The 20,495-nt window shown below is 65.0% G+C and carries 18 protein-coding genes; 9 read left to right on the top strand and 9 right to left on the bottom strand.

Annotated features, from left to right (window positions below; all coding sequences use genetic code 11):
- Positions 1-25 precede the first annotated feature (25 nt).
- Complete coding sequence (gene metH, locus CCOS191_RS14825; RefSeq protein ID WP_046855867.1) at positions 26-3,733, bottom strand: methionine synthase; 3,708 nt, start codon at positions 3,731-3,733, stop codon at positions 26-28.
- Positions 3,734-3,906: 173 nt separating this feature from the next.
- Between metH and CCOS191_RS14820 the strand changes: the two genes are divergently transcribed.
- The 6 genes from CCOS191_RS14820 (at position 3,907) to CCOS191_RS14795 (ending at position 10,163) form a co-directional block, all read left to right on the top strand.
- Positions 3,907-6,207, top strand: a complete 2,301-nt coding sequence (locus CCOS191_RS14820; protein WP_046857809.1) for a fatty acid cis/trans isomerase — start codon at positions 3,907-3,909, stop codon at positions 6,205-6,207.
- Positions 6,208-6,370: 163 nt separating this feature from the next.
- Positions 6,371-7,405: an acyltransferase family protein gene (locus CCOS191_RS14815; protein ID WP_046855866.1), complete on the top strand. Its 1,035-nt coding sequence runs from the start codon at positions 6,371-6,373 to the stop codon at positions 7,403-7,405.
- Positions 7,406-7,462: 57 nt separating this feature from the next.
- Entirely contained in the window at positions 7,463-8,047 is a 585-nt protein-coding gene (gene nfuA / locus CCOS191_RS14810) for a Fe-S biogenesis protein NfuA (protein ID WP_023630602.1), read from the top strand.
- Between the two features lie 131 nt (positions 8,048-8,178).
- Positions 8,179-8,883, top strand: a complete 705-nt coding sequence (locus tag CCOS191_RS14805; RefSeq protein ID WP_052752617.1) for a hypothetical protein — start codon at positions 8,179-8,181, stop codon at positions 8,881-8,883.
- Between the two features lie 188 nt (positions 8,884-9,071).
- Positions 9,072-9,680, top strand: a complete 609-nt coding sequence (locus tag CCOS191_RS14800) for an SCO family protein (RefSeq protein ID WP_031315095.1) — start codon at positions 9,072-9,074, stop codon at positions 9,678-9,680.
- Entirely contained in the window at positions 9,681-10,163 is a 483-nt protein-coding gene (locus CCOS191_RS14795; RefSeq protein WP_038705971.1) for a copper chaperone PCu(A)C, read from the top strand.
- Positions 10,164-10,229: 66 nt separating this feature from the next.
- On the opposite strand, the gene CCOS191_RS14790 is transcribed toward CCOS191_RS14795, so the two are convergent.
- Positions 10,230-10,457 (bottom strand): hypothetical protein, encoded by a 228-nt coding sequence (locus CCOS191_RS14790; protein ID WP_023630605.1) that lies wholly within the window; start codon positions 10,455-10,457, stop codon positions 10,230-10,232.
- A gap of 194 nt (positions 10,458-10,651) precedes the next feature.
- Between CCOS191_RS14790 and CCOS191_RS26840 the strand changes: the two genes are divergently transcribed.
- Positions 10,652-11,554 carry an RHS repeat-associated core domain-containing protein gene (locus CCOS191_RS26840; protein WP_052752616.1) on the top strand — a complete coding sequence of 301 codons (903 nt, stop codon included), beginning with the start codon at positions 10,652-10,654 and terminating at the stop codon, positions 11,552-11,554.
- A gap of 152 nt (positions 11,555-11,706) precedes the next feature.
- On the opposite strand, the gene CCOS191_RS14780 is transcribed toward CCOS191_RS26840, so the two are convergent.
- From CCOS191_RS14780 to CCOS191_RS14760, 5 genes are all read right to left on the bottom strand, one after another.
- Positions 11,707-12,540, bottom strand: coding sequence for an AraC family transcriptional regulator (locus tag CCOS191_RS14780; RefSeq protein WP_046855865.1), 834 nt, complete (start codon positions 12,538-12,540; stop codon positions 11,707-11,709).
- A complete protein-coding gene (locus CCOS191_RS14775) occupies positions 12,537-12,851 on the bottom strand; it encodes an AzlD domain-containing protein (protein WP_023632701.1) in 315 nt (104 codons plus the stop codon). The genes CCOS191_RS14780 and CCOS191_RS14775 overlap by 4 nt, the downstream gene beginning before the upstream one ends.
- Complete coding sequence (locus CCOS191_RS14770; RefSeq protein WP_046855864.1) at positions 12,848-13,546, bottom strand: AzlC family ABC transporter permease; 699 nt, start codon at positions 13,544-13,546, stop codon at positions 12,848-12,850. The genes CCOS191_RS14775 and CCOS191_RS14770 overlap by 4 nt, the downstream gene beginning before the upstream one ends.
- A gap of 148 nt (positions 13,547-13,694) precedes the next feature.
- Positions 13,695-14,981, bottom strand: coding sequence for a sensor histidine kinase (locus CCOS191_RS14765; RefSeq protein WP_046855863.1), 1,287 nt, complete (start codon positions 14,979-14,981; stop codon positions 13,695-13,697).
- Complete coding sequence (locus tag CCOS191_RS14760; protein WP_046855862.1) at positions 14,978-15,718, bottom strand: response regulator; 741 nt, start codon at positions 15,716-15,718, stop codon at positions 14,978-14,980. Before CCOS191_RS14760 ends, CCOS191_RS14765 begins: the two co-directional genes overlap by 4 nt.
- A gap of 219 nt (positions 15,719-15,937) precedes the next feature.
- On the opposite strand from CCOS191_RS14760, the gene CCOS191_RS14755 reads away from it, so the two are divergent.
- Positions 15,938-16,213 (top strand): DUF2790 domain-containing protein, encoded by a 276-nt coding sequence (locus tag CCOS191_RS14755; RefSeq protein ID WP_046855861.1) that lies wholly within the window; start codon positions 15,938-15,940, stop codon positions 16,211-16,213.
- A complete protein-coding gene (locus tag CCOS191_RS14750; protein ID WP_172670895.1) occupies positions 16,203-16,748 on the top strand; it encodes a thioredoxin family protein in 546 nt (181 codons plus the stop codon). Before CCOS191_RS14755 ends, CCOS191_RS14750 begins: the two co-directional genes overlap by 11 nt.
- A gap of 45 nt (positions 16,749-16,793) precedes the next feature.
- Here CCOS191_RS14750 and CCOS191_RS14745 read toward each other — a convergent pair whose 3' ends face one another.
- Both CCOS191_RS14745 and CCOS191_RS14740 read right to left on the bottom strand, forming a co-directional pair.
- A complete protein-coding gene (locus CCOS191_RS14745) occupies positions 16,794-17,801 on the bottom strand; it encodes a GlxA family transcriptional regulator (protein ID WP_046855860.1) in 1,008 nt (335 codons plus the stop codon).
- A 130-nt stretch (positions 17,802-17,931) separates the two neighbouring features.
- Complete coding sequence (locus CCOS191_RS14740; protein WP_046855859.1) at positions 17,932-20,376, bottom strand: TonB-dependent siderophore receptor; 2,445 nt, start codon at positions 20,374-20,376, stop codon at positions 17,932-17,934.
- Positions 20,377-20,495 lie beyond the last annotated feature (119 nt).

The raw sequence follows: 20,495 nt of genomic DNA, 5'->3' as shown, positions 1-20,495 counted from the left end.
CGCCGGCAAGGCAGCCCCGGCGGGGTCAGGCGTCGTAGCCGAGGTTCGGCGCCAGCCAGCGCTCGCTCACGGCAATGTCCTGGCCCTTGCGCGCGCTGTACTGCTCGATCTGGTCCTTGTCGACCTTGCCCACGGCGAAGTACTGCGCCTGCGGGTGGGCGAAGTACCAACCGCTGACCGCCGCCGCCGGGAACATGGCGAAGTGCTCGGTGAGGAACACGCCGCTGGGGCCGGTCTCGCCGATCGCGGTGCCGTCGAGCAGGCGGAACAGGGTTTCCTTCTCGGTGTGGTCCGGACAGGCCGGGTAGCCAGGCGCCGGGCGGATGCCGCTGTACTGCTCCTTGATCAGCGCCTCGTTGTCCAGGTGCTCGTCCTTGGCATAGCCCCAGTGCTCCTTGCGCACCTGTTCGTGCAGCCACTCGGCGCAAGCCTCGGCCAGGCGGTCGGCCAGGGCCTTGACCATGATCGAGCTATAGTCGTCTCCCTTGTCCTGGTAGGCCTTGGCCACTTCCTCGGCGCCGATGCCGGCAGTGGTGATGAAACCGCCGACATAGTCGGTCACGCCGCAGGCCTTGGGCGCGACGAAGTCGGCCAGCGACCAGTTCGGCTTGCCATCGGGCTTGATGGTCTGCTGGCGCAGGTGGTGCAGGGTGGCCAGGGTCTCGCCGGCGTCGCCGTACACCTCGATATCGTCATCGGCCACCTGGTTGGCCGGCCAGAAGCCGAACACCGCGCGGGCGCTGATCAGTTGCTCGTCGATCAGCTTGTCGAGCATCTCGCGGGCATCCTTGTACAGCGCCGTGGCGGCCTCGCCGACCACTTCGTCGGTGAGGATGCGCGGGAACTTGCCGGCCAGGTCCCAGGAGATGAAGAACGGCGTCCAGTCGATGTACTCGGCCAGGGTGCGCAGGTCGATGTTCTCCAGCACCTTGACGCCGGTGAAGGCGGGCACCGCGGCCTGGTAGGCGGCCCAGTCGTACTGCGGCTTGGCGGCGATGGCCTGGGCGTAGCTCAGGCGCTCGGTGCGGGCGCTGCGGTTGGCGGTGCGCTCACGCACCTCGACGTACTCCTGGCGGGTCTTCTCGACGAAACCGCTCTTGAGTTCCTTGGACAGCAGCTGCGTGGCCACGCCCACCGCGCGCGAGGCGTCGGTGACGTAGATCACCGCATCGTTCGAGTACTTGGGTTCGATCTTCACCGCCGTGTGCGCCTTGGAGGTGGTCGCGCCGCCGATCATCAGCGGCAGGTGGAAGTCCTGGCGCTGCATCTCGCGGGCGACATGGACCATCTCGTCCAGCGACGGGGTGATCAGCCCGGACAGGCCGATGATGTCGCACTTCTGCTCGCGGGCGGTCTGCAGGATCTTCTCGGCCGGGACCATCACGCCCATGTCGACGATGTCGTAGCCGTTGCAACCGAGCACCACGCCGACGATGTTCTTGCCGATGTCGTGCACGTCGCCCTTGACCGTGGCCATGAGGATCTTGCCCTTGGCCTCGGGCTTGTCGCCTTTCTCGGCTTCGATGAACGGGATCAGGTGGGCCACGGCCTGTTTCATCACGCGGGCGGACTTCACCACCTGGGGCAGGAACATCTTGCCGGCGCCGAACAGGTCGCCGACCACGTTCATGCCGCTCATCAGCGGGCCTTCGATGACTTCGATGGGGCGCGCCGACTGCTGGCGGCACTCTTCGGTGTCTTCGACGATGTAGGCGGTGATGCCCTTGACCAGCGCATGCTCGAGGCGCTTGTCGACCGGCATCGAGCGCCATTCTTCGTTCTCGACTTCCTTGGTGGCGCCGCCGCCCTTGTAGTCATCGGCGATGGCCAGCAGGGCGTCGGTGCCATGCGCGGTACGGTTGAGCACCACGTCCTCGACCTTTTCGCGCAGGGCGGCGGGGATCTCGTCGTAGATCTCCAGCTGGCCGGCGTTGACGATACCCATGGTCAGGCCGTTCTTGATCGCGTGGTAGAGGAACACCGAGTGGATCGCCTCGCGCACCGGGTTGTTGCCGCGGAACGAGAACGACACGTTGGACACCCCGCCCGAGGTCAGGGCATAGGGCAGGTGGTCGCGGATGTAGGCGCAGGCCTCGATGAAGTCGACGGCGTAGTTGTTGTGCTCCTCGATGCCGGTGGCGACGGCGAAGATGTTCGGGTCGAAGATGATGTCTTCCGGCGGGAAGCCGACTTCGTTGACCAGGATGTCGTAGCTGCGCTGGCAGATCTCGCGCTTGCGCGCGGCGGTGTCGGCCTGGCCGACCTCGTCGAAGGCCATCACCACCACGGCGGCGCCGTAGCGCTTGCACAGGCGGGCGTGGTGCTTGAACTGCTCGACGCCTTCCTTCATGGAGATCGAGTTGACGATGCCCTTGCCCTGGATGCACTTCAGGCCCGCCTCGATCACCTCCCACTTGGAGGAGTCGATCATGATCGGCACCCGGGAGATGTCCGGCTCGCCGGCGATCAGGTTGAGGAAGCGGACCATGGCGGCCTGGGAGTCGAGCATCCCTTCGTCCATGTTGATGTCGATCACCTGGGCGCCGGCCTCGACCTGCTGCAGGGCGACTTCCAGCGCCTCGGTGTAGTTTTCCTCGCGGATCAGCCGGGCGAACTTGGCGGAACCGGTGATGTTGGTACGCTCGCCGACGTTGACGAACAGCGACTGGCGATCGATGGTGAACGGCTCGAGGCCCGACAGGCGGCAGGCCTTGGGGATGTCCGGGATCGCCCGTGGCTTGTACTTGGCCACGGCTTCGGCGATGGCCTGGATGTGCGGCGGGGTGGTGCCGCAGCAGCCGCCGATGATGTTGAGGAAACCGCTGGCGGCAAATTCCTCGACCACCGCGGCCATCTCGGCCGGGGTCTCGTCGTATTCGCCGAAGGCGTTGGGCAGGCCGGCGTTGGGGTGCGCGGAGACGTGGGTGCCGGCCTTGGTCGACAGCTCTTCCAGGTACGGGCGCAGGTCCTTGGCGCCGAGGGCGCAGTTAAGGCCCACGGAAATCGGGTTGGCGTGGCGAACCGAGTTCCAGAACGCTTCGGTGGTCTGGCCCGACAGGGTGCGGCCGGAGGCGTCGGTGATGGTGCCGGAGATCATGATCGGCAGTTCGATGCCGTCGTCCTCGAACACCTGCTGCACGGCGAAGATCGCCGCCTTGGCGTTGAGGGTGTCGAAGATGGTCTCGATCAGGATCAGGTCGGCGCCGCCCTCGATCAGGCCACGGGTGGCCTCGATGTAGTTTTCCACCAGCTCGTCGAAGGTGACGTTGCGGTAGCCAGGGTCGTTGACGTCCGGGGAGATCGAGCAGGTGCGACTGGTAGGGCCGAGCACGCCGGCGACGAAGCGAGGCTTGTCCGGGGTCTCCAGGGTCTTGGCGTCGGCCACCTGGCGGGCGATGCGCGCGCCTTCGACGTTGAGCTCGTAGACCAGCGCTTCCATGCCGTAGTCGGCCTGGGAAATCTGCGTGGCGTTGAAGGTGTTGGTCTCGAGGATGTCGGCGCCGGCGTCCAGGTAGGCTTTCTCGATCGCGGCGATCACATCGGGGCGGCTGAGCAGCAAAAGATCGTTGTTGCCTTTGACATCGCTTGGCCAATCGGCAAAGCGCGTGCCACGATAGTCGTGTTCCTCGAGGCGGTAACTCTGGATCATAGTACCCATGCCGCCGTCGAGGATCAGGATGCGCTCTTTGAGTGCGTTCTGGAGTGCTTGTAAACGAGCGCTGCGGTCGGACATAGGACTACCTGGTCGGGCAAATAACAGAAGGTGCCGAATAATAACAAAGCTGCACGGATTTTAGGCGTATCGCCCATTCGCATGAATTTCCCTCATGTTAGCGCGACGCCCCCAACACCTCAGGACCCGCCAGGCACATCGTGATGGCTTTCAAGAACCAGGACATTCGGCACATGCTGTATCGCATACTTGCCAGCGCCTTCGCTTTGCTCATCAGTGGCGCGGCGTTCGGGCAGGCCCCCCAATCGAGCCCGACGATCTCATACATCCGGGATATCCAACCGATCTTCACCGAGAAGTGCGTGGCCTGCCACGCCTGCAACGACGCTGCCTGCCAGCTCAACCTGGGCAGCGCCGAGGGCGCCGAGCGCGGTGCCTCGAAGGTGCCGGTCTACCAGGGCGAGCGCAGCCAGGCGGTGCCCACCACGCGGCTGTTCTACGATGCCCGCGACGAAGCGGGCTGGCGCAAGCAGGGCTTCTATTCGGTGCTGGACAAGCAGGGCAGCCAGGCGGCGCTGATGGCGCGCATGCTCGAACTGGGTCACAAGACCCCGCTCACGCCCAACGCCAAGCTGCCCGAAGAGATCGTGCTGGGGCTCAACCGCAACAACATGTGCCCGTTGCCCCACGAATTCGATGCCTATGCCGGCGCCCATCCCAAGGAGGGCATGCCGCTGGCGGTCACCGGGCTGACCGACCAGGAGTACCAGACCCTGCAGCGCTGGCTGGCCGCTGGCGCGCCGGTGGAAAAGACCCCGATCCAGCCCAGCGCGGCAGAGGCGAAGCAGATCGCCGACTGGGAAGAACTGCTCAATCGCCCAGGCTCCACCGAGGCGCTGGTCGGCCGTTGGCTGTACGAGCACCTGTTCCTGGCGCACATCCATTTCGTCGGCGGCGAACAGGGTCACTTCTTCCAGTGGGTGCGCTCGCGCACCCCGAGCGGCCAGCCGGTGGACCTGATCGCCACCCGCCGCCCCAACGACCCGCCGGGCACCGACTTCTACTATCGGTTGATCCCGGTGCAGGGCGTGATCGTGCACAAGACCCACATCACCTACCCGATGGGGCCGCAGAAGCTCAAGCGGGTCAAGCAGCTGTTCTACAGCGGCGACTGGCATGCCAGCGCACTGCCGGGCTATGGGCCGCGGCACCGGTCCAACCCGTTCGAGACCTTCGAGGCGATCCCGGCGGTGGCCCGTTACCAGTTCATGCTGGACAACGCCGAGTACTTCGTCCGTACCTTCATCCGTGGCCCGGTGTGTCGCGGGCAGATCGCCACCGACGTGATCCGCGACAACTTCTGGGCGCTGTTCCAGGAGCCGGCCCACGACCTGTACATCACCGATGCCCAGTACCGGGGCGAGGCCACACCGCTGTTGGCCATGCCGGGGCAGATCGACGACGTGGGCAGCGTACTGAGCCTGTGGCACGCCTACCGTGACAAGCGCAACGAGTACGAAGCCCTGCGCCGTGAAGCCTATGCCGAACAGCCGGCGCCAAGCTGGTCGACGCTGTGGGCGGGCAACGACAACGCGTTGCTGAGCATCTTCCGCCATTTCGACAGCGCCTCGGTGACCAAGGGCCTGATCGGTGACGTGCCGCTGACCATGTGGCTGTTCGACTACCCGCTGTTCGAGCGCACCTACTACCAGCTGGCGGTGAACTTCGACGTGTTCGGCAACGTCTCGCACCAGTTGCAGACGCGGCTGTACTTCGACCTGATCCGCAATGGCGCCGAGGTCAACTTCCTGCGCCTGATGCCTGCGGGCAAGCGCGGCGAGATCCTTGGCGACTGGTACCAGAACAGCGGCAAGGTGAAGATGTGGATGGACTACGAGGACATCGACACCAGCACTCCGAGCGCGCTGAAACTGGACAAGCACGATCCCAAGCGCGACTTCGGCCTCAAGCTGCTGCAACGCACCGGCAGCCTGAACGCCGCGCCGGACCCGATCAACCGCTGCCAGGGCGCCTATTGCTCGCGGCCCGGCCTGTCCGCGGAGTTCCGTGACGCCGAGCAATCGCTGAGCCGCCTGGTGTCGCGCCCGGCGGCGGGGCTCAAGGTGATCGGCCAACTGCCCGAGGCGAGCATGCTGCGCATCGAAGGGCAGGGCGGCCAGCGCCAGGTCTACAGCCTGCTGCGCAACCGCGCGCACAGCAACGTGGCGTTCCTGCTTGGCGAGGCCTACCGCTACCAGCCGGGGCTGGACACCCTGACCTTGTATCCGGGCGTGCTCAGCAGCTACCCCAACTTCATCTTCAACATCCCGACGGCCGATGTGCCCGAGTTTGTCGAGGACATGGAGGCGGCGCGTGACGACACCGACAAGTTCGAGCGTATCGTCATGCGCTGGGGCGTGCGCCGCAGCCATCCTGAGTTCTGGCGCTACTTCCATGACCTGAACAGCTACATCAAGGAGACCCAGCCGGTGGAGGCCGGGGTGCTGGACATGAACCGCTACGAGAACCTCTGATCGGTTGGCCGGGACTTTCCCGGCATCCTGCGGTCGGAATCGGTAGGTAGGCCCTGGGCTGCTCTGCAGCCCATCGCCGGCAAGCCGGCTCCCACAGAAGTGCGCGAACCCTGTGGGAGCCGGCTTGCCGGGCCTCAATGCACCGCCGATCACAGGGTACTTCATGCTGTATTCGCTTCAGGCTCTCCGGGCATTCGCCGCCTGGCTGGTGGTCTGCCACCACTTCCGGCAGATCTTCTTCGACTTCCACGCCACCGGCCCCATCGGCCAACTGCTCGCTGATCGCGGCGCGGTGGGGGTGGACATCTTCTTCGTCATCAGTGGCCTGGTGATCTACCTGTCGACCCGCGACAAGGTCATCGCCCCCGGGCAGTTCCTGCTCAACCGTGCCTTGCGCATCGTGCCCGCCTATTGGTTCTACACCCTGCTCATGGCCGCGCTGATGCTGGCGGCCAGCCGCTGGATGCCGCACCAGGTGTTCGAATGGCAGCACCTGCTGCTGTCGCTGTTGTTCATCCCGGCGGAAAACCCCGGTGGCTATGGGCTGTATCCAACGCTCAACGTCGGCTGGACGCTGAACTTCGAGATGTTCTTCTACCTGCTGTTCGGCCTGGCCTTCCTGGTACGCCAGCGTCATCACCTGTTGCTGGTGACGGCGGCATTGCTGCTGGTGAGCGAAGTGCTGGGGCGCCTGGGTGTGCTCAGCCGCTTCTACAACAACGACATCGTCTACGAGTTCCTGCTGGGCATCGGCCTGGGCGTGCTCTATCGCCGCGGGCTGATCCGCGAAGGCCTGTGGTTGCCGCTGGGGCTGCTCGGCCTGGCAGGGTTCGCGCTCTATCACCTCGACGCTTCGCAGCGCCTGTTGCACTGGGGCCTGCCGAGCGCGCTGGTGGTGCTGGCGTTCATTGCCCTGGAGCCGTACTTCAAGGGCAACCAGGTGCTCAAGGCCCTCGGCGACTGTTCCTACTCGGTGTACCTGGTGCATGTGCTGGTGCTGTACGCCGGCCTGTTCATCAGCGAGCGGTTGCGCCTGAACCCTTACCTGGTGTTTGCCTTGTGCGTGCCGTCAATCGGACTAATGTCGTGGCTAAGCTACCAATGGCTGGAACGTGGCCTGTATTGGCGGCTCAAGGGCTGGTTGGCCGCCGGTGCGGCGCGGGAACCGGCGCTGGCGCTATCCCGAGTCAAATGCTAGGACTTTGTTACCCGGCCGGGTTGGCGTACACTGCCGGCAAGTCTGTGAGGAACTTCCATGAGCGCTATAACCATTACCGACGCCGCCCATGATTACCTGGCCGATCTGCTCTCCAAGCAGAACACGCCTGGCATCGGCATCCGTATTTTCATCACCCAGCCGGGCACTACCTACGCCGAGACCTGCATTGCCTACTGCAAGCCGGGCGAGGAAAAGCCCGACGACCAGCCGGTGGGCCTGAAGAGCTTCACCGCCTACCTCGATGCGGTCAGCGTGCCGTTCCTGGAGGACGCGCTGGTCGACTACGCCACCGACCGCATGGGCGGCCAGCTGACCATCAAGGCGCCGAACGCCAAGGTGCCGATGGTCAACGAAGACAGCCCGATCAACGAGCGCATCAACTACTACCTGCAGACCGAGATCAACCCGGGCCTGGCCAGCCACGGCGGCGCCGTGAGCCTGGTGGACGTGGTCGACGACGGCATCGCCGTGCTGCAGTTCGGCGGTGGTTGCCAGGGCTGCGGCCAGGCCGACGTGACCCTGAAGGAAGGCATCGAGCGCACCCTGCTCGAGCGTATTCCCGAGCTCAAGGGCGTGCGTGACGTGACCGACCACAGCCAGAAGGAAAACGCGTACTACTGATCGCCAGTGGTGACGCCATCGCGGGGCAAGCCCGCTCCCACGCCTGGATGCAGCTGCTGCCCAGGTGTGGGAGCGGGCTTGCCCCGCGCTGCGTTGGGTTACTTTCATTCGACTGAACAAGGACGCTCGGTATGAACCGCTCCTGTATCACGCTGTTTGCCCTGATGCTCTCGACCCACGTCCTGGGGGCCTACCAGCCCCCAGGCAACAGCGAGGCCGACTACCGCCAGGCCGTGGCCAGTCTCGATGCGGTCGAGCCACAGCTGATGCGGATGATCCAACAGTTGGCCGAAGGCACCGCCGCCCAGGACCTGGAGCCCCGCCTGAGCCAATTGCGCGGTGAATGGAGCCCGGCGCTGCAACAGTTGCAGCGCGCAGTCGATGCAGGCCATGCCGTGGCCCAGTATCGAATGGCGCTCTACCGGTTCGCCTATCAGCCGGATGCGCCTGTGCCCGACGACCCGGACCAATGCACGCTGTTGGTCAAGAGCCTGGAGCAAGGCTTCGCGCCAGCCGCTTTGCGTATCGCCAACCAATGCATTGGCTATGTCGATGGGCCTGCCTACGCGCCAGCTTTGAGCAAGGCGCTTGCCGATTTTTCCCAGTTCACTGGCTACTATCCGCAGCCGTCGGTGACCCTGGAGTGTGCCAAGCAGGACCCGAAAGATATCCAGTTGCAATGGGGGGACGCGCCGTCCTACCAGGCCGAACTCTACCGGCTGCTCGGCTTTGCCGCTGATCGCCGCAGCCCGTTGCGTCGGGAGTTCTGGCAGAAGGCCGTCGACATCAACGGCTGCCCCACGATTGCCAGGCGCATGGACCGGTTGCAGAACTGAATCGGCATGTAGCAATAAACTGTTACCAATTCAACCCCTGCGACAACCGGTCGCGCCCCGTAAACAAAGGGCTGCAGCCCGATCAGCCGGATGTCGGGTAGATGGTGCGGGGGTGGCGTGACAGAATGCCCCGGTTTTCTGGCCGGCCCATCCCAGGGGTCGGCACCTTCCCTGTAAAGGATGGTTCCATGAATGATCTGTTGACCCGGCGCGCGGTTGTCGCCGGGATGGGCGTACTGGGGCTTGGCCTGCTGGCGGGCTGCAGCCCGGCCCGGGGCCTGGACTTCAAGTACGGCAAGAACATGAGCAACGAGATCCTCGGGCGCAAGTTCAAGCTCAAGGACCCGCAAGGCAACGAGCGCACCTTGTCGAGTTTCTACGGCTCGATGCCGATGATCTTCTTCGGCTTCACCCAGTGCCCGGCCGTTTGCCCGACCGCCATGGCGCGGGTGGCGCAGATCCGCAAGATCCTGCGTGGCCGTGACCGCGACCTGTTCCAGCCGGTGTTCATCACCCTGGACCCGGAGCGCGACACCCCCGAGGTGCTCGATGCCTACGTCAAGGCCTTCGACCCGTCGATCGTCGCCCTGACCGGCACCCCCGAGGAAATCGACGCGGTGGCCCGTGAATTCAAGGTGTTCTACGAGAAGGTCCCGGCCGGCGATACCTACACCATCTCTCACTCGTCCACCAGCTACGTCTACGATACCCGTGGCACCCTGCGCCTGAGCCTGGGCCATTCCCTGAACGCCCAGGAATGCGCCGAAGACCTGGTCACCCTGATGGAGATCTGCTGAATGTCGATGCAACCGATCAAGCGCGGCCTGGCCGCCCTGGCACTGATGAGCCTGGCCCTGCCGGCCCTGGCCCAGACCACCGTGAGCGACGCCTGGGTACGCGCCAGCGTGCCGCACCAGCACGCCACCGGGGCTTTCATGACCCTGACCGCCAGCAGCGACAGCAAGCTGGTCAGCGTCGCCTCGCCCGTGGCCAAGACCGTGCAGGTGCACGAAATGACCATGAACGGCGACGTGATGGGCATGCGTGAAGTGAAGGCGGTCGAGTTGCCGGCCGGCAAGGCGGTGAAGCTGGACCCGAACGGCTTCCACGTGATGCTGATGGGCCTGAACCAGCAGGTGAAGGAGGGTGAGCAGGTACCGCTGACCCTGACCATCGAGGATGCCAAGGGCGCGAAGGAAACCCTGCAGGTGCAGGCTCCGGTGCGTGCGCTCAACGCCGAGGCCGGCGCTGGTCACGACCATATGCACATGAACCACTGATGCAGCACCCATCGCGGGCGATGCGGTGCTCCGACGAGCCTGCTCCCCCGCGATGGTTTTCAGCGGTCAGCTACGAAAGCGTGGCAGCGGCCGTTCGATGTTCAGCGAGGTCAGCGTCTTGCGCACCTGGGCGTCTTCGGCCTCGAGTGCCTTGAGGCTGGCGCGGATCTTGCCGGCGGCGGGCACGTCGCCCTGGCGGTCGATCCAGTCGGCGATCTCCTTGCAGGCGCTGCTCAGGCAGGCCTGACGCTGGCTCATCAGCGACAGGAGCGTGGTGATTTCTCGTTCGGACATGGCGGGTTCCTCCGTTCAGCCCCTTGAGTGTAGCAGTGGTCTGCCCGGCCGCGCGTTGACCGGTTTTTGCCTTCCAGTCGCTTGGGCCAAGCGTCTGTTCTGACACTGATATTTATGTCAGTTGCGTGGCGGTTTTGGCCGCACGAATAATTGCATCTTCCATTGTCGGAGCGTGGGCTCAACAAGAGGATGCCATGAGTGATCAGGTTGACAGTCGGGCTCGTGAAGTTAAATGGCTGATGACGGATGCCAAGAGGTCTGTCCTCCAGGCAGGCGGCACCCAATCACCTGAGCTGCGCGCCCATGGGGTGTATGGCTACCATCACCGGCAAGCAAAGGGGGGTGTATTGTCAGCATTCAACGGCGAGCTGGATCAGCCGGTTACTGGTCTGTACGTGCTGGGTAATGGCTATCGTGCCTACCAGCCGACCCTGATGAGATTCTTCAGTCCCGACAGCTTCAGCCCCTTCGGGGCGGGCGGAATCAATGCATATGCTTACGTGGCCGATGACCCAGTGAACGGTAGTGATCCGTCAGGGCACGAAGGGATCTTTCCGAAGTTTGGGGTGTATGTCGGGCGGGTGCGAGACAATGTGGACTTTACCGCTTTCATGGCGCCCCATCCCGTCCACGCAAATGAGCAGGCCATTACGGTCCATGCCCATGGCAGGCCAGGGCTGATTCGTTCACGTCGCGGGCTACTGAATGGCGAGCAAGTCGTGGGAGATCTTGCCGGTGCCGGGTTCGACATAAACAACCATGACATTCATTTCATCTCATGCCACTCAGCAGCTCCAAGCCGTACCGGCGAGCCTTCGGTAATACAGCAGGCGCACAACATCACCCAGCGAGGCGTGATTGGTTATTCGCAGCAGGTATTCGTCTTCAACCGTGATGTCTGGCCGCTCAGGCAACTGGGGCTGACTACTACAGTGGTGTTGCAGAGGCAAGGGATGCTGTACACGCAGGACGGCTTCAATTACCAGCAAGTCAGCGTAGGGGTGAGCTCAATCAGGTCTTCTGCACGACAAGGCGAAAATGGGGCACTCGATCATGTAGATCAAGGGTTACAGTGGGTTGTGAGTGGCTGGGACTAGGCTCTGTACGAAAAGCCTTGATACTTGTTTAGGCTGCGTTGAAAACAGCCTCGGAATGCTCATGTACTCCAGTACAGTCGGGCGCGATCCCGGGCGTTCCTCGGCTGTTTTCGCCTTGCCTGATCTGCGTCTCAAGACTTTTCGTACAGAGCCTAAAAGCCAATACAGGCCTGTCTATAAGCCCCCGGCGTGACGCCGTAGGCCTGCTTGAACTGCCGGCTCAGATGACTCTGGTCGGCAAATCCAAGTATCAGGGCCACCTCTAGTGCCGGTAGGCCACTTCTGAGCAGCTCCCGTGCTCGGCTCAGGCGGCGCTGCTTGAGCCAGGCATGGGGCGGCAGGCCGGTGGCCTGGCGGAATACCCGGGCGAAGTGGAACGGCGATAGGTTCACCGCGGCCGCCAAGGCTTCCAGCGACGGCGGATCGGCCAGCTGGCTCTCCAGCAGCTCGCGGGCGCGGGCCACGGCCAGCGGTTCGTTGCCGGGGGCGACGGGCTCGGCGCAATGGCCATGGCGCTGCACCAGGGCCAGCACCGCCTGGCGCCAGGCGGTCTGTTGCTCCAGGGCGCTGGCGCAGGACTCCGAAAGCCGGTGCAGGTGGCTGAACGTGGCGGCCAGGGCCGGGTCCTGGATCACGCTGTCCTTGAACCGGGGCAGGCCATGGCGGCCCAGCTCCAGTTCGTCGAGCACGCCGGTGACCCGTTCGTGCTCGGGGTAGAAGCCACGGTAGCGCCAGCCGGCCTCGTGGGCGGTAGCGCCGGTGTGCAGCTCGTCGGGGTTGATCAGCACCATGCTGCCCACCGGCGCCAGGTGCTCGCTGCCTCGGTGCCAGAAGCGCTGGGCGCCGGACTCGATCACGGTGAACACATAGCCTTCGTGCACATGCGGGGCGAAGCGCTGCTGGATATAGCGGGCGTGCAGCATCTCGACATCGCCCAGGGCGGGCGCCTGCCACAGGTGGGCCTGTTCGCGCAGGGGCGTGCTCATGCCAGCCAGCTGCGCAGGAGGAAGAAGATCAGCATGCTCGCCAGCATGCTCAGCAATACGCTGCGGGTCAACAGCACCAGGGCGATGGCCACCAGCGAACCGAGCAGGTAGGGGTTCAGCGGGCTCAGGTCGAGCTGGTGCTCGGGCAGGAAGATGATCGGCCCGCAGATCGCGGTGAGCATGCCGGGCACGGCAAAGCCGAGGAACTGCCGCGCATTGGAGCTCAGGCGCAGGGGCAGGCGCGGTTCGAGGAAGGCGTAGCGGTTGAGGAACACCACCGCGCCCATGGCGAAGATCAGCAGCCAGATCATGGGCGGCCTCCGGAGAACTTCTGGCAGACGAAACCGGCGGCCATGCCCAGCAGGCCGGCGGCGACCAGGGCGGTCTCCCAGTGCCAGTAACTGAACAGCACCGAGCAGAACAGCGACACCGCCACGCACACCACGGTCGGCAGGTTGCGCACCAGTGGCGCGATCAGTGCGACGAAGGTGGCGACGATGGAGAAGTCCAGGCCCAGCTGGTCCAGGTGCGGGATGTTCTGGCCGAGAACGATGCCGGCCAGGGTGAACAGGTTCCACGCCACATAGAAGGTCAGGCCCACGCCCAGGGCGTACCAGCGGTTGAACTGTTGCTGGTCGTGGTGGCTGGTGAGGGCGAAGAACTCATCGGTGAGCAGGAAGCCCAGGCCCAACCGCCAGCGGGTCGGCAGCCCCGACAGCACCGGGCGCATCGACAGCCCGTAGAGCAGGTGCTGGGAGGTCAGCAGCAGGGTGGTGAGCAGGATCGAGAACAGGTTGGCGCCACCTTTGAGCATGCCGATGGCCACCAGTTGCGCGGCGCCAGCGAAGACGATGGCCGACAGGCCCTGGCCTTGCCAGGCGCTGAGGTTGGCTTCGATGGCCATGCTGCCTGCGAGCAGGCCCCAGGGGGCAACGGCCACGGACAGCGGCAGGATGGCGATGGCGCCGTGGAGGAACGCTTGGCGGGCGAGGGGTGGGCTGGGCATGGAAGCGGCAACGAATCGACAGGGCAGACAAGCATGCCAGACAGGTCAGAGGGTGGCTTGAACGATCTTGCTTTGTTGTCGCCTTTGCTGGCCGCGTCAAAGGGCAAGCCTGCTGCCACAGGCTTGAGCAGCGGGCTTGCCCTTTACTTCAACGCAACTCGACCTGCGCGCACAGCCCGCCTTCGGCGCGGTTGCGCAAGGTCAGGCTGCCGCCCATGGCCTGGGTCAGCTGCTGGGCGATGGCCAGCCCCAGCCCGGTGCCGCCGGTGCTGCGGTTGCGCGAGCTTTCGACCCGGTAGAACGGCTTGAGCACGTCGTCGAGCTCCGCCTCGGGGATCCCGGGGCCATCGTCGAGCACGCGGATCAGCGTCACGCCGTTCTCGCAGCCGACTTCCAGCTGCGCGGCACCAGAAAACTTCAGCGCATTGTCCACCAGGTTCACCAGCACCCGGCGCAAGGCGTGGGGGCGGGTTTCCAGGGTGGCCTGGGCGCTGCCGCTGCGATTCACCTGGGCGCCGCTGTCCTGGTAGTCGAACACCAGGCTGTCGAGGAACGCGTCGAGGTTGACCCGGCACGGCGCCTCGGTGCCGCTGTCCATGCTGCGGGCATAGGCCACGCCCTCGCGCACCAGGTGCTCCATGGCGTCGAGGTCGTGCCACAGCTTGTCCTTCTCCAGCCCGTCGTCCATCTGCTCGACGCGCAGCTTCATGCGCGTGATCGGCGTCTGCAGGTCGTGGGAGATGGCGGCCAGCAATTGCATGCGTTCCTTGAGGTAGGCAGCGATGCGCGCCTGCAACGCATTGAAGGCCACGGCGGCGTAGCGCACCTCGCGTGGGCCGCTTTCGTCGAGCAATGGGCCGGGGCTGTTCGGGTCAAGGTCGTCCACGGCCTGGACCAGCCGGGTCAGCGGGCCGATGGCCAGGCGCACGGCGAGCCAGGTGCAGGCCAGCAGCACCGCCAGCTGGATCAGCAGCACCACTGGCAGCCAGGTGGCCACCGGTACCGGGGCCGGGGTGACGTCGATGGTCAGCGGCGCGCCGTCGGCCAGGCGCAGGTGGGCCTGGAAATGCGCATTGGGGCCGGGGATTTCCTGGAAGGTCAGGCGGTAGCGGTCGCCGATGGCCTTGACGATCGAGTCGGCGGCCATCGGCGGGTTCTCGCTGGGCATGGCTTCGCCGGACAGCCCCTCGTCCAGTCGGTAGCGATAGGTGCGCCGCTCCAGGCGCGACAGCCAGGCCGGGCGCTCGGCGGCGGGCAGGCGGTCGAGGATGGCGACCGAGGTCGAGACGTCCAGCTCGAGGTTGCTGAGCATCATCGAGCGGCTGCTGACATACCGTTCGTACGCCTGCAGGCTGAATGACAGGCCGTAGGCCAGCACCAATCCTGTGAAGAAGATCAGCGCCAGGCGCGAGGCCAGGGTGCGCGGCCACTTCATGCCGGCGACTCCAGCAGCTGCACCGGCAGCGAGAACACATAGCCTTCGCTGCGCACGGTCTTGATGCAGGTGGGTTCGCGGGCGTCGTCGCCCAGGCGCTGGCGCAGGCGGCTGACCAGCAGGTCGATGGAGCGGTCGAAGATGTCCGCCTCGCGGCCCTGGGTGAGGTTGAGCAGCTGTTCACGGCTGAGCACCCGCTGCGGGTGGTCGAGGAATACCCGCAGCAGGCGGTACTCGGCGCCGGACAGCGCCACCAGGGTGCCCTCGCTATCGAGCAGGTGGCGCGCGGTGGTGTCCAGGCGCCAGGGGCCGAAGGCGATCAGGCGCCCGCTTTCGCTGATGGTCAGGTTGGGCGGCAGCATGCGCGTGCGGCGCAGCACGGCGTTGATCCGTGCCAGCAGCTCGCGGGCGGAGAACGGCTTGGTCAGGTAGTCGTCGGCGCCCATTTCCAGGCCGATGATGCGGTCGGTCTCGTCGTTGCGCGCGGTCAGCATCAGCACCGGCGTGTTGCGGTGCTTGCCGGCGCGCAGTTCGCGGCACAGCAGCAGGCCGTCGTCGCCGGGCATCATGATGTCGAGGACGATCAGGTCGACCGTGTTGTTTTCCAGGAAGGCGCGCATCTGCCGGCCATCGGCGACGATGCTGGTGCGCAGGCCGTTCTTCTTCAGGTAGTTGCCGACCAGTTCGCGGATTTCGCGGTCGTCGTCGACGACCAGGATGTGATCGACATGCTCCATCGGGGTGTCCTTGTAGGTGAGGGTTGGGCGCAGTGTACCGAGCGAATCCGGGCTTGCCTGCCACGCTTTGTATTGCAGTGTATCTGGCACTGCCGTGGATACAGGAGGAAGCACGTCACAGCCTGGGCGGACACAAGCGGGATACCTGGCGGGGGTGAAATGGCTCTACCGGGGAGCGACGCCTCCCCAATGCCAAGACCTCGCATCAGGAGAACCACCATGACTATCAAGACTCTCGCCAGTGCCGCCCTGTTCGCCGTCCTCGGCCTCGGCGCCATCACCGCCCAGGCCAGCAGCACCTCGCTCAACGATGCCAGCGTGATGCAGTACCGCTACGGCGACAAGCTGGATGTGAAGAAGGTGCTGTCGGTGAAGGATGACCGCAGCAACACCTGCGGCGTGGTCAACACCCGCATGGACTACCTCGACTCCCAGGGCAAGCCGCAGAGCGTCGAGTACCGTTCCTACGCCACCAGTGGCTGCCATGACAACTGAGGCGCGCGGCAAGCGCCGCCTGCTCAAGGCCGGCGGCGTGGCCCTGGCCCTGCTCGGGCTGGGCCTGGCCGGCCACCTGCTGGCCCGCGACAGTTATGGCCCCATGCCTTCGCTGGCCGGCGCCGAGCAGTGGCTCAACTCGCCGCCGCTGGACGGCCCGGCCCTAAAGGGCAAGGTGGTGCTGGTGGATTTCTGGACTTATGACTGCATCAACTGCCGGCGCAGCCTGCCGCATGTCAACGACTGGGCGCGGCGCTACGGCGAGCAGGGGCTGGTGGTGGTCGGGGTGCATACGCCGGAGTACGACTACGAGCATGACATCGGCAGTGTGCGGGCGCAGGTGCAGCAGTTGGGCATTGCCTATCCGGTGGCGGTGGATAACGGCTACCGGATCTGGAACGCCTGGGGCAACCAGTTCTGGCCGGCGCACTACTTCGTCGACCGCAAGGGGCAGGTGCGCCATGTGCACTTTGGCGAAGGCGATTATGCGGGGCAGGAGCGGGTGATCCAGGCATTGCTCGATGAGCAGGGCTGATCCGTTGTTCGTTCCGGCCCTATCGCGGGGCCCGCCCAGGCAACATCATTCGCCGAGCCGCTGCTCCCGCGACGGCGGATAGCCGAAGTACGCCGCATAGCACTTGCTGAAATGCGATACCGAGACAAAGCCGCAGGCCACCGCCACCTCCATCACCGACAGGTCCGAATACTGCAACAGCCGCCGGCTCTTGGTGATGCGCAGCTCCATGTAGTAGCGCCTGGGCGAGGTGCCCAGCTGGGCCTGGAACAAGCGGTCGATCTGCCGGCGCGAGCGCCCGGAGTAGGCGGCCAGCTGGTCGAGGCTCAGGGTTTCCTCGAGGTTGTTTTCCATCAGCTCGACGATGGTACGCAGGTGCAGGCTCATGGACTTCTTCGCCCCGGGCCCGACCTGGCGATAGCGTGCGCCGGAGAACGACAGGATCTCTTCCACGCCTTCGGCCAGGGCATCGCCGTACAGGCGCCGTACCAGGCCGAGCATCAGCTCCATGGCGCCATTGGGGCTGGCGGCGCTCAGGCGGTCGCGGTCCAGGGTGAAGCTGGCCGGGGTGATGCGCGTCTGCGGGCTGATCTCGGCCAGGCTGGCGCGCTGCTCGGGGTGCACGCTGCAGCCGTAGTCGTCGAGCACCCCGGCGCGGCCGAGGAACCAGGCGCCGTTCCACAGCCCGCCGAGGGTCATGCCGTGGCTGGCGCAGTCGCCCAGCAGGCGGTCGAGGTCGGGGTACTTCAATGGCGTGCGCAGGCCGCCGCACACCACCAACAGGTCGAGGTCCTGCAGGCTACGGGGATCGAGCGGGCTGGCGATCAGTTCCAGGCCCAGGTCGCTGAGCACGCGATCACCGCCCAGTGACAGCGGGGTGGAGGTGAAGCTATCGGCGCGCAGCAGGTTGGCGGTGACCAGCACGTCCATCGCCACGGTGAAGCTGGCCATGGAGAAGTGCTCGAGCAGGACGAAGTCGACGCGATAGGGGCGCTGGTTGCCGGCGTCGCCGGACTTGAGCCGCAGCATGTTGCTGGTGCTGGTCTTCTTGCTGAATTGGCGTGGCGTGGGCACTGCGGACTCCGCTTCCTGGCTGGCGGGGTCGAGTGTGCGGTGGGGCGGGGGGAAAGACAACAGGGCGTTGGATGTCGCTGAAAACACAGCGCCCCCTCGAGAGGGGGCGCCGGTTGTTGCCGTGCGGGGTTTAGAAGTCGCCGCGCAGGGTGAACATGTAGCTACGCGGAGTACCGTAGGTGGTGCCGCGGGTCCAGTAGCCCATCGAGTCGAAGTACTTGCGGTCGAACAGGTTCTCGACGTCCACGCCCACGGTCCAGTGTTCGTCGAGCTTGTAGGCGGCACGCGCGTCGAAGATCGCCCGGCCGCTGTTGTACGCCTCGTTGTAGGCATCGACGTAGGAGTTCTGCGCCGAAACGCCACCACCGACGCTCAGGCGGTTCCACTCGCCCGGGAAGGTGTAGTTGGTGTTCACGCGCACCATGTGTTTCGGGGTCTGCGCCGAGATCGGGCCACCTTCGGAGGAGCTGGTGGTGTTGTAGGTGTAGCCAGCCGCCACCTGCAGGCCCGGCAGCAGTTCGCCAGTGGCCTCGGCCTCGAAGCCCTTGCTGCGGTTGATGCCGTCGCCATTGACCCAGCAGCGGCCGGCCGGATCGGTCGGGCACTTGCCACGGTTGGCCGCATCTTGCTGGGCCACGTCTTCCTGCTCGATGTAGAACACGGCGAAGGACACGTTCAAGCGTTTGTCGAACAGCTCACCCTTGATCCCGGTCTCGTAGTTCGAACCGACCGACGGGTCGAGCACGCTGCCGCTGACGGTGCGGTAGTTGGACTGCGGCAGGAAGATGTCGGCGTAGCTGGCGTACCAGGACCACTGGTCGTTCAGGTCGTAGATCGCACCGACGAAGGGTGTGAATTCCTCGTCCTGCCGGCTGGTCGTCACCTTCGGGCCGTTCCAGGCTTCGTTCTTGTACCAGCTCAGGCGACCACCGAGGACGAAGCTCAGGTCTTCGGTCGCGTGCAGGCGGGCGCTCAGGTAGGTGCCGTAGCGGGTGTCGATGGTGTCATCCATGGACTTCCAGCCATTGCGCTGCAATTCCGGGATATTGCTATGGTCGGGATCAAAGACATTGAGCGGGATAGGGCTGGGCAGCGCTATGGTGTTGTCCTTGTCGTTCATCTTGCGCTTGGACCAGTTGGCACCGAGCGTCAGCTGGTGGGTCAGGCCAAAGGCCTCGAACGTGCCGTCCAGGTGGCCGTCGACGGCATTGGAGGTCACATCGAACTTGTGGTAGCTGACGGTGTTGACCGTCGGACCACCTGGGGCGTTGTACTCCAGCGTCTCGCGCGCGCCCCACTCGATGGCGCTACGGTTGTAGCCGCCTTCGGAGTGAGACAGCGCCAGCTTGCCGGTCCAGTTGTCGTTGAATCGATGGGTGAGGTCGGCGAACACCTCGTCCATGTTGGTCTGCAACTTGGTCCAGTCCTGCCCGAGGTAGGTCGAGCGCTTCAGGTGCGGGTTGCTGCCGTCGGGGTTGTTGGGGATACCCAGCACACTGTAGCCGTCGATGCGCGAGGTCTGGCGGCGCAGGCCGACAGCGACGGTGGTGGCATCGTTGAGGTCGGCTTCGACGATGCCGTACAGCAGCGGCCGCTTGGACTTGGTGACGTCGGTGAAGTAGCCACGGTCTTCATAGGAGGCGACCATGCGTCCGCGCAGGGTACCCTGGGGGTTGAGGCGGCCGCTGGCATCCAGGTCCAGGCGGTAGTTGTCCCAGGAGCCGGCGCGGGTGATGACGGAGAAACGCGGGTCGGCGGTCGGGCGCTTGCGCACCAGGTTCACTGCGCCGCCCGGGTTGCCCGCGCCCACCAGCAGGCCAGAGGCGCCGCGCAGCACTTCGACGCGGTCGAAGATCGCCATGTCCGGGGTCATCCAGCCGGTGTAGGCGTAGGCTTGACCGGGCACGCCGTCGACCATGTAGCTTTCATCGGTGAGGTCAAAGCCACGGGAGCTGAAGTGGTGGTTGCCGTAGCCGCGGTTGGCGCGGGTGATACCGGTGGTCTGGGCCATCACCTGATCCAGCGAAACCAGGTTCTTGTCGTCCATCAGCTTGCGAGTGACCACGGTGACCGACTGTGGGGTCTCACGCAGCGATTGCGCGGTCTTGCCGATGGTCACCGCGCCGGTGGTGTAGGAGTTGCTGCCCTCGGTGGTGGCACCCAGCACCTGGCCATTGATGGTGGTGGCGTCCAGGGTCATGGCCGAACCGGATTCAGCCGCGCCGCTGATGATCAGGGTGTTGTCCTGCACGCTGTAGCGAATCCCGCTGTTCTTCAGCAGCTCCCCAGCTGCCTGGGTTGGCGAGAAACGACCCTTGACCGGGCTGCTGCGCAGGCCCTGTACGGTCTCGGGGCTGAACAGCACCTGCAGGTTGCCCTGGCGACCCAGTTCTTGCAGCGCGCTGCTCAGCGATTGTGCCGGGATGTCGAAATCCTGCTCCTGGGCCTGCACCTGCGCTGCGAGCGGCAGGGACAGGGCGAGGCCGAGGGTGGCCATGGCCGGCGAGGAACGCAGCATCCGGCGCAGCATCAGCGCCTTGCTCAAAGGGGTCAGTGTGTTGGCTGGTATTGGCATTTTTATGCTCTGGCTCAAGGTACGCAAAGTAAATGAAAATTATTCCGTTGCGAGTAGGACGCATGCGCATGCCAAAACCGGAAAAATATTTTCGGTTGGCAGAGGCCTGACCTGCGACT

Origin of the sequence: Pseudomonas sp. CCOS 191 (genome assembly GCF_001007005.1) — a bacterium.
Taxonomy (GTDB): Bacteria; Pseudomonadota; Gammaproteobacteria; order Pseudomonadales; family Pseudomonadaceae; genus Aquipseudomonas; species Aquipseudomonas soli.
Note: the sequence above shows the minus strand (reverse complement) of the source record. Positions and strands in the feature narration are given on the sequence as shown.

Bases quoted from the DNA above. Each gene is read 5' to 3' on its own strand.
- metH (WP_046855867.1), bottom strand. From the start codon at position 3,733: ATGTCCGACCGCAGCGCTCGTTTACAAGCACTCCAGAACGCACTCAAA.
- CCOS191_RS14820 (WP_046857809.1), top strand. From the start codon at position 3,907: ATGCTGTATCGCATACTTGCCAGCGCCTTCGCTTTGCTCATCAGTGGC.
- CCOS191_RS14815 (WP_046855866.1), top strand. From the start codon at position 6,371: ATGCTGTATTCGCTTCAGGCTCTCCGGGCATTCGCCGCCTGGCTGGTG.
- nfuA (WP_023630602.1), top strand. From the start codon at position 7,463: ATGAGCGCTATAACCATTACCGACGCCGCCCATGATTACCTGGCCGAT.
- CCOS191_RS14805 (WP_052752617.1), top strand. From the start codon at position 8,179: ATGAACCGCTCCTGTATCACGCTGTTTGCCCTGATGCTCTCGACCCAC.
- CCOS191_RS14800 (WP_031315095.1), top strand. From the start codon at position 9,072: ATGAATGATCTGTTGACCCGGCGCGCGGTTGTCGCCGGGATGGGCGTA.
- CCOS191_RS14795 (WP_038705971.1), top strand. From the start codon at position 9,681: ATGTCGATGCAACCGATCAAGCGCGGCCTGGCCGCCCTGGCACTGATG.
- CCOS191_RS14790 (WP_023630605.1), bottom strand. From the start codon at position 10,457: ATGTCCGAACGAGAAATCACCACGCTCCTGTCGCTGATGAGCCAGCGT.
- CCOS191_RS26840 (WP_052752616.1), top strand. From the start codon at position 10,652: ATGAGTGATCAGGTTGACAGTCGGGCTCGTGAAGTTAAATGGCTGATG.
- CCOS191_RS14780 (WP_046855865.1), bottom strand. From the start codon at position 12,540: ATGAGCACGCCCCTGCGCGAACAGGCCCACCTGTGGCAGGCGCCCGCC.
- CCOS191_RS14775 (WP_023632701.1), bottom strand. From the start codon at position 12,851: ATGATCTGGCTGCTGATCTTCGCCATGGGCGCGGTGGTGTTCCTCAAC.
- CCOS191_RS14770 (WP_046855864.1), bottom strand. From the start codon at position 13,546: ATGCCCAGCCCACCCCTCGCCCGCCAAGCGTTCCTCCACGGCGCCATC.
- CCOS191_RS14765 (WP_046855863.1), bottom strand. From the start codon at position 14,981: ATGAAGTGGCCGCGCACCCTGGCCTCGCGCCTGGCGCTGATCTTCTTC.
- CCOS191_RS14760 (WP_046855862.1), bottom strand. From the start codon at position 15,718: ATGGAGCATGTCGATCACATCCTGGTCGTCGACGACGACCGCGAAATC.
- CCOS191_RS14755 (WP_046855861.1), top strand. From the start codon at position 15,938: ATGACTATCAAGACTCTCGCCAGTGCCGCCCTGTTCGCCGTCCTCGGC.
- CCOS191_RS14750 (WP_172670895.1), top strand. From the start codon at position 16,203: ATGACAACTGAGGCGCGCGGCAAGCGCCGCCTGCTCAAGGCCGGCGGC.
- CCOS191_RS14740 (WP_046855859.1), bottom strand. From the start codon at position 20,376: ATGCCAATACCAGCCAACACACTGACCCCTTTGAGCAAGGCGCTGATG.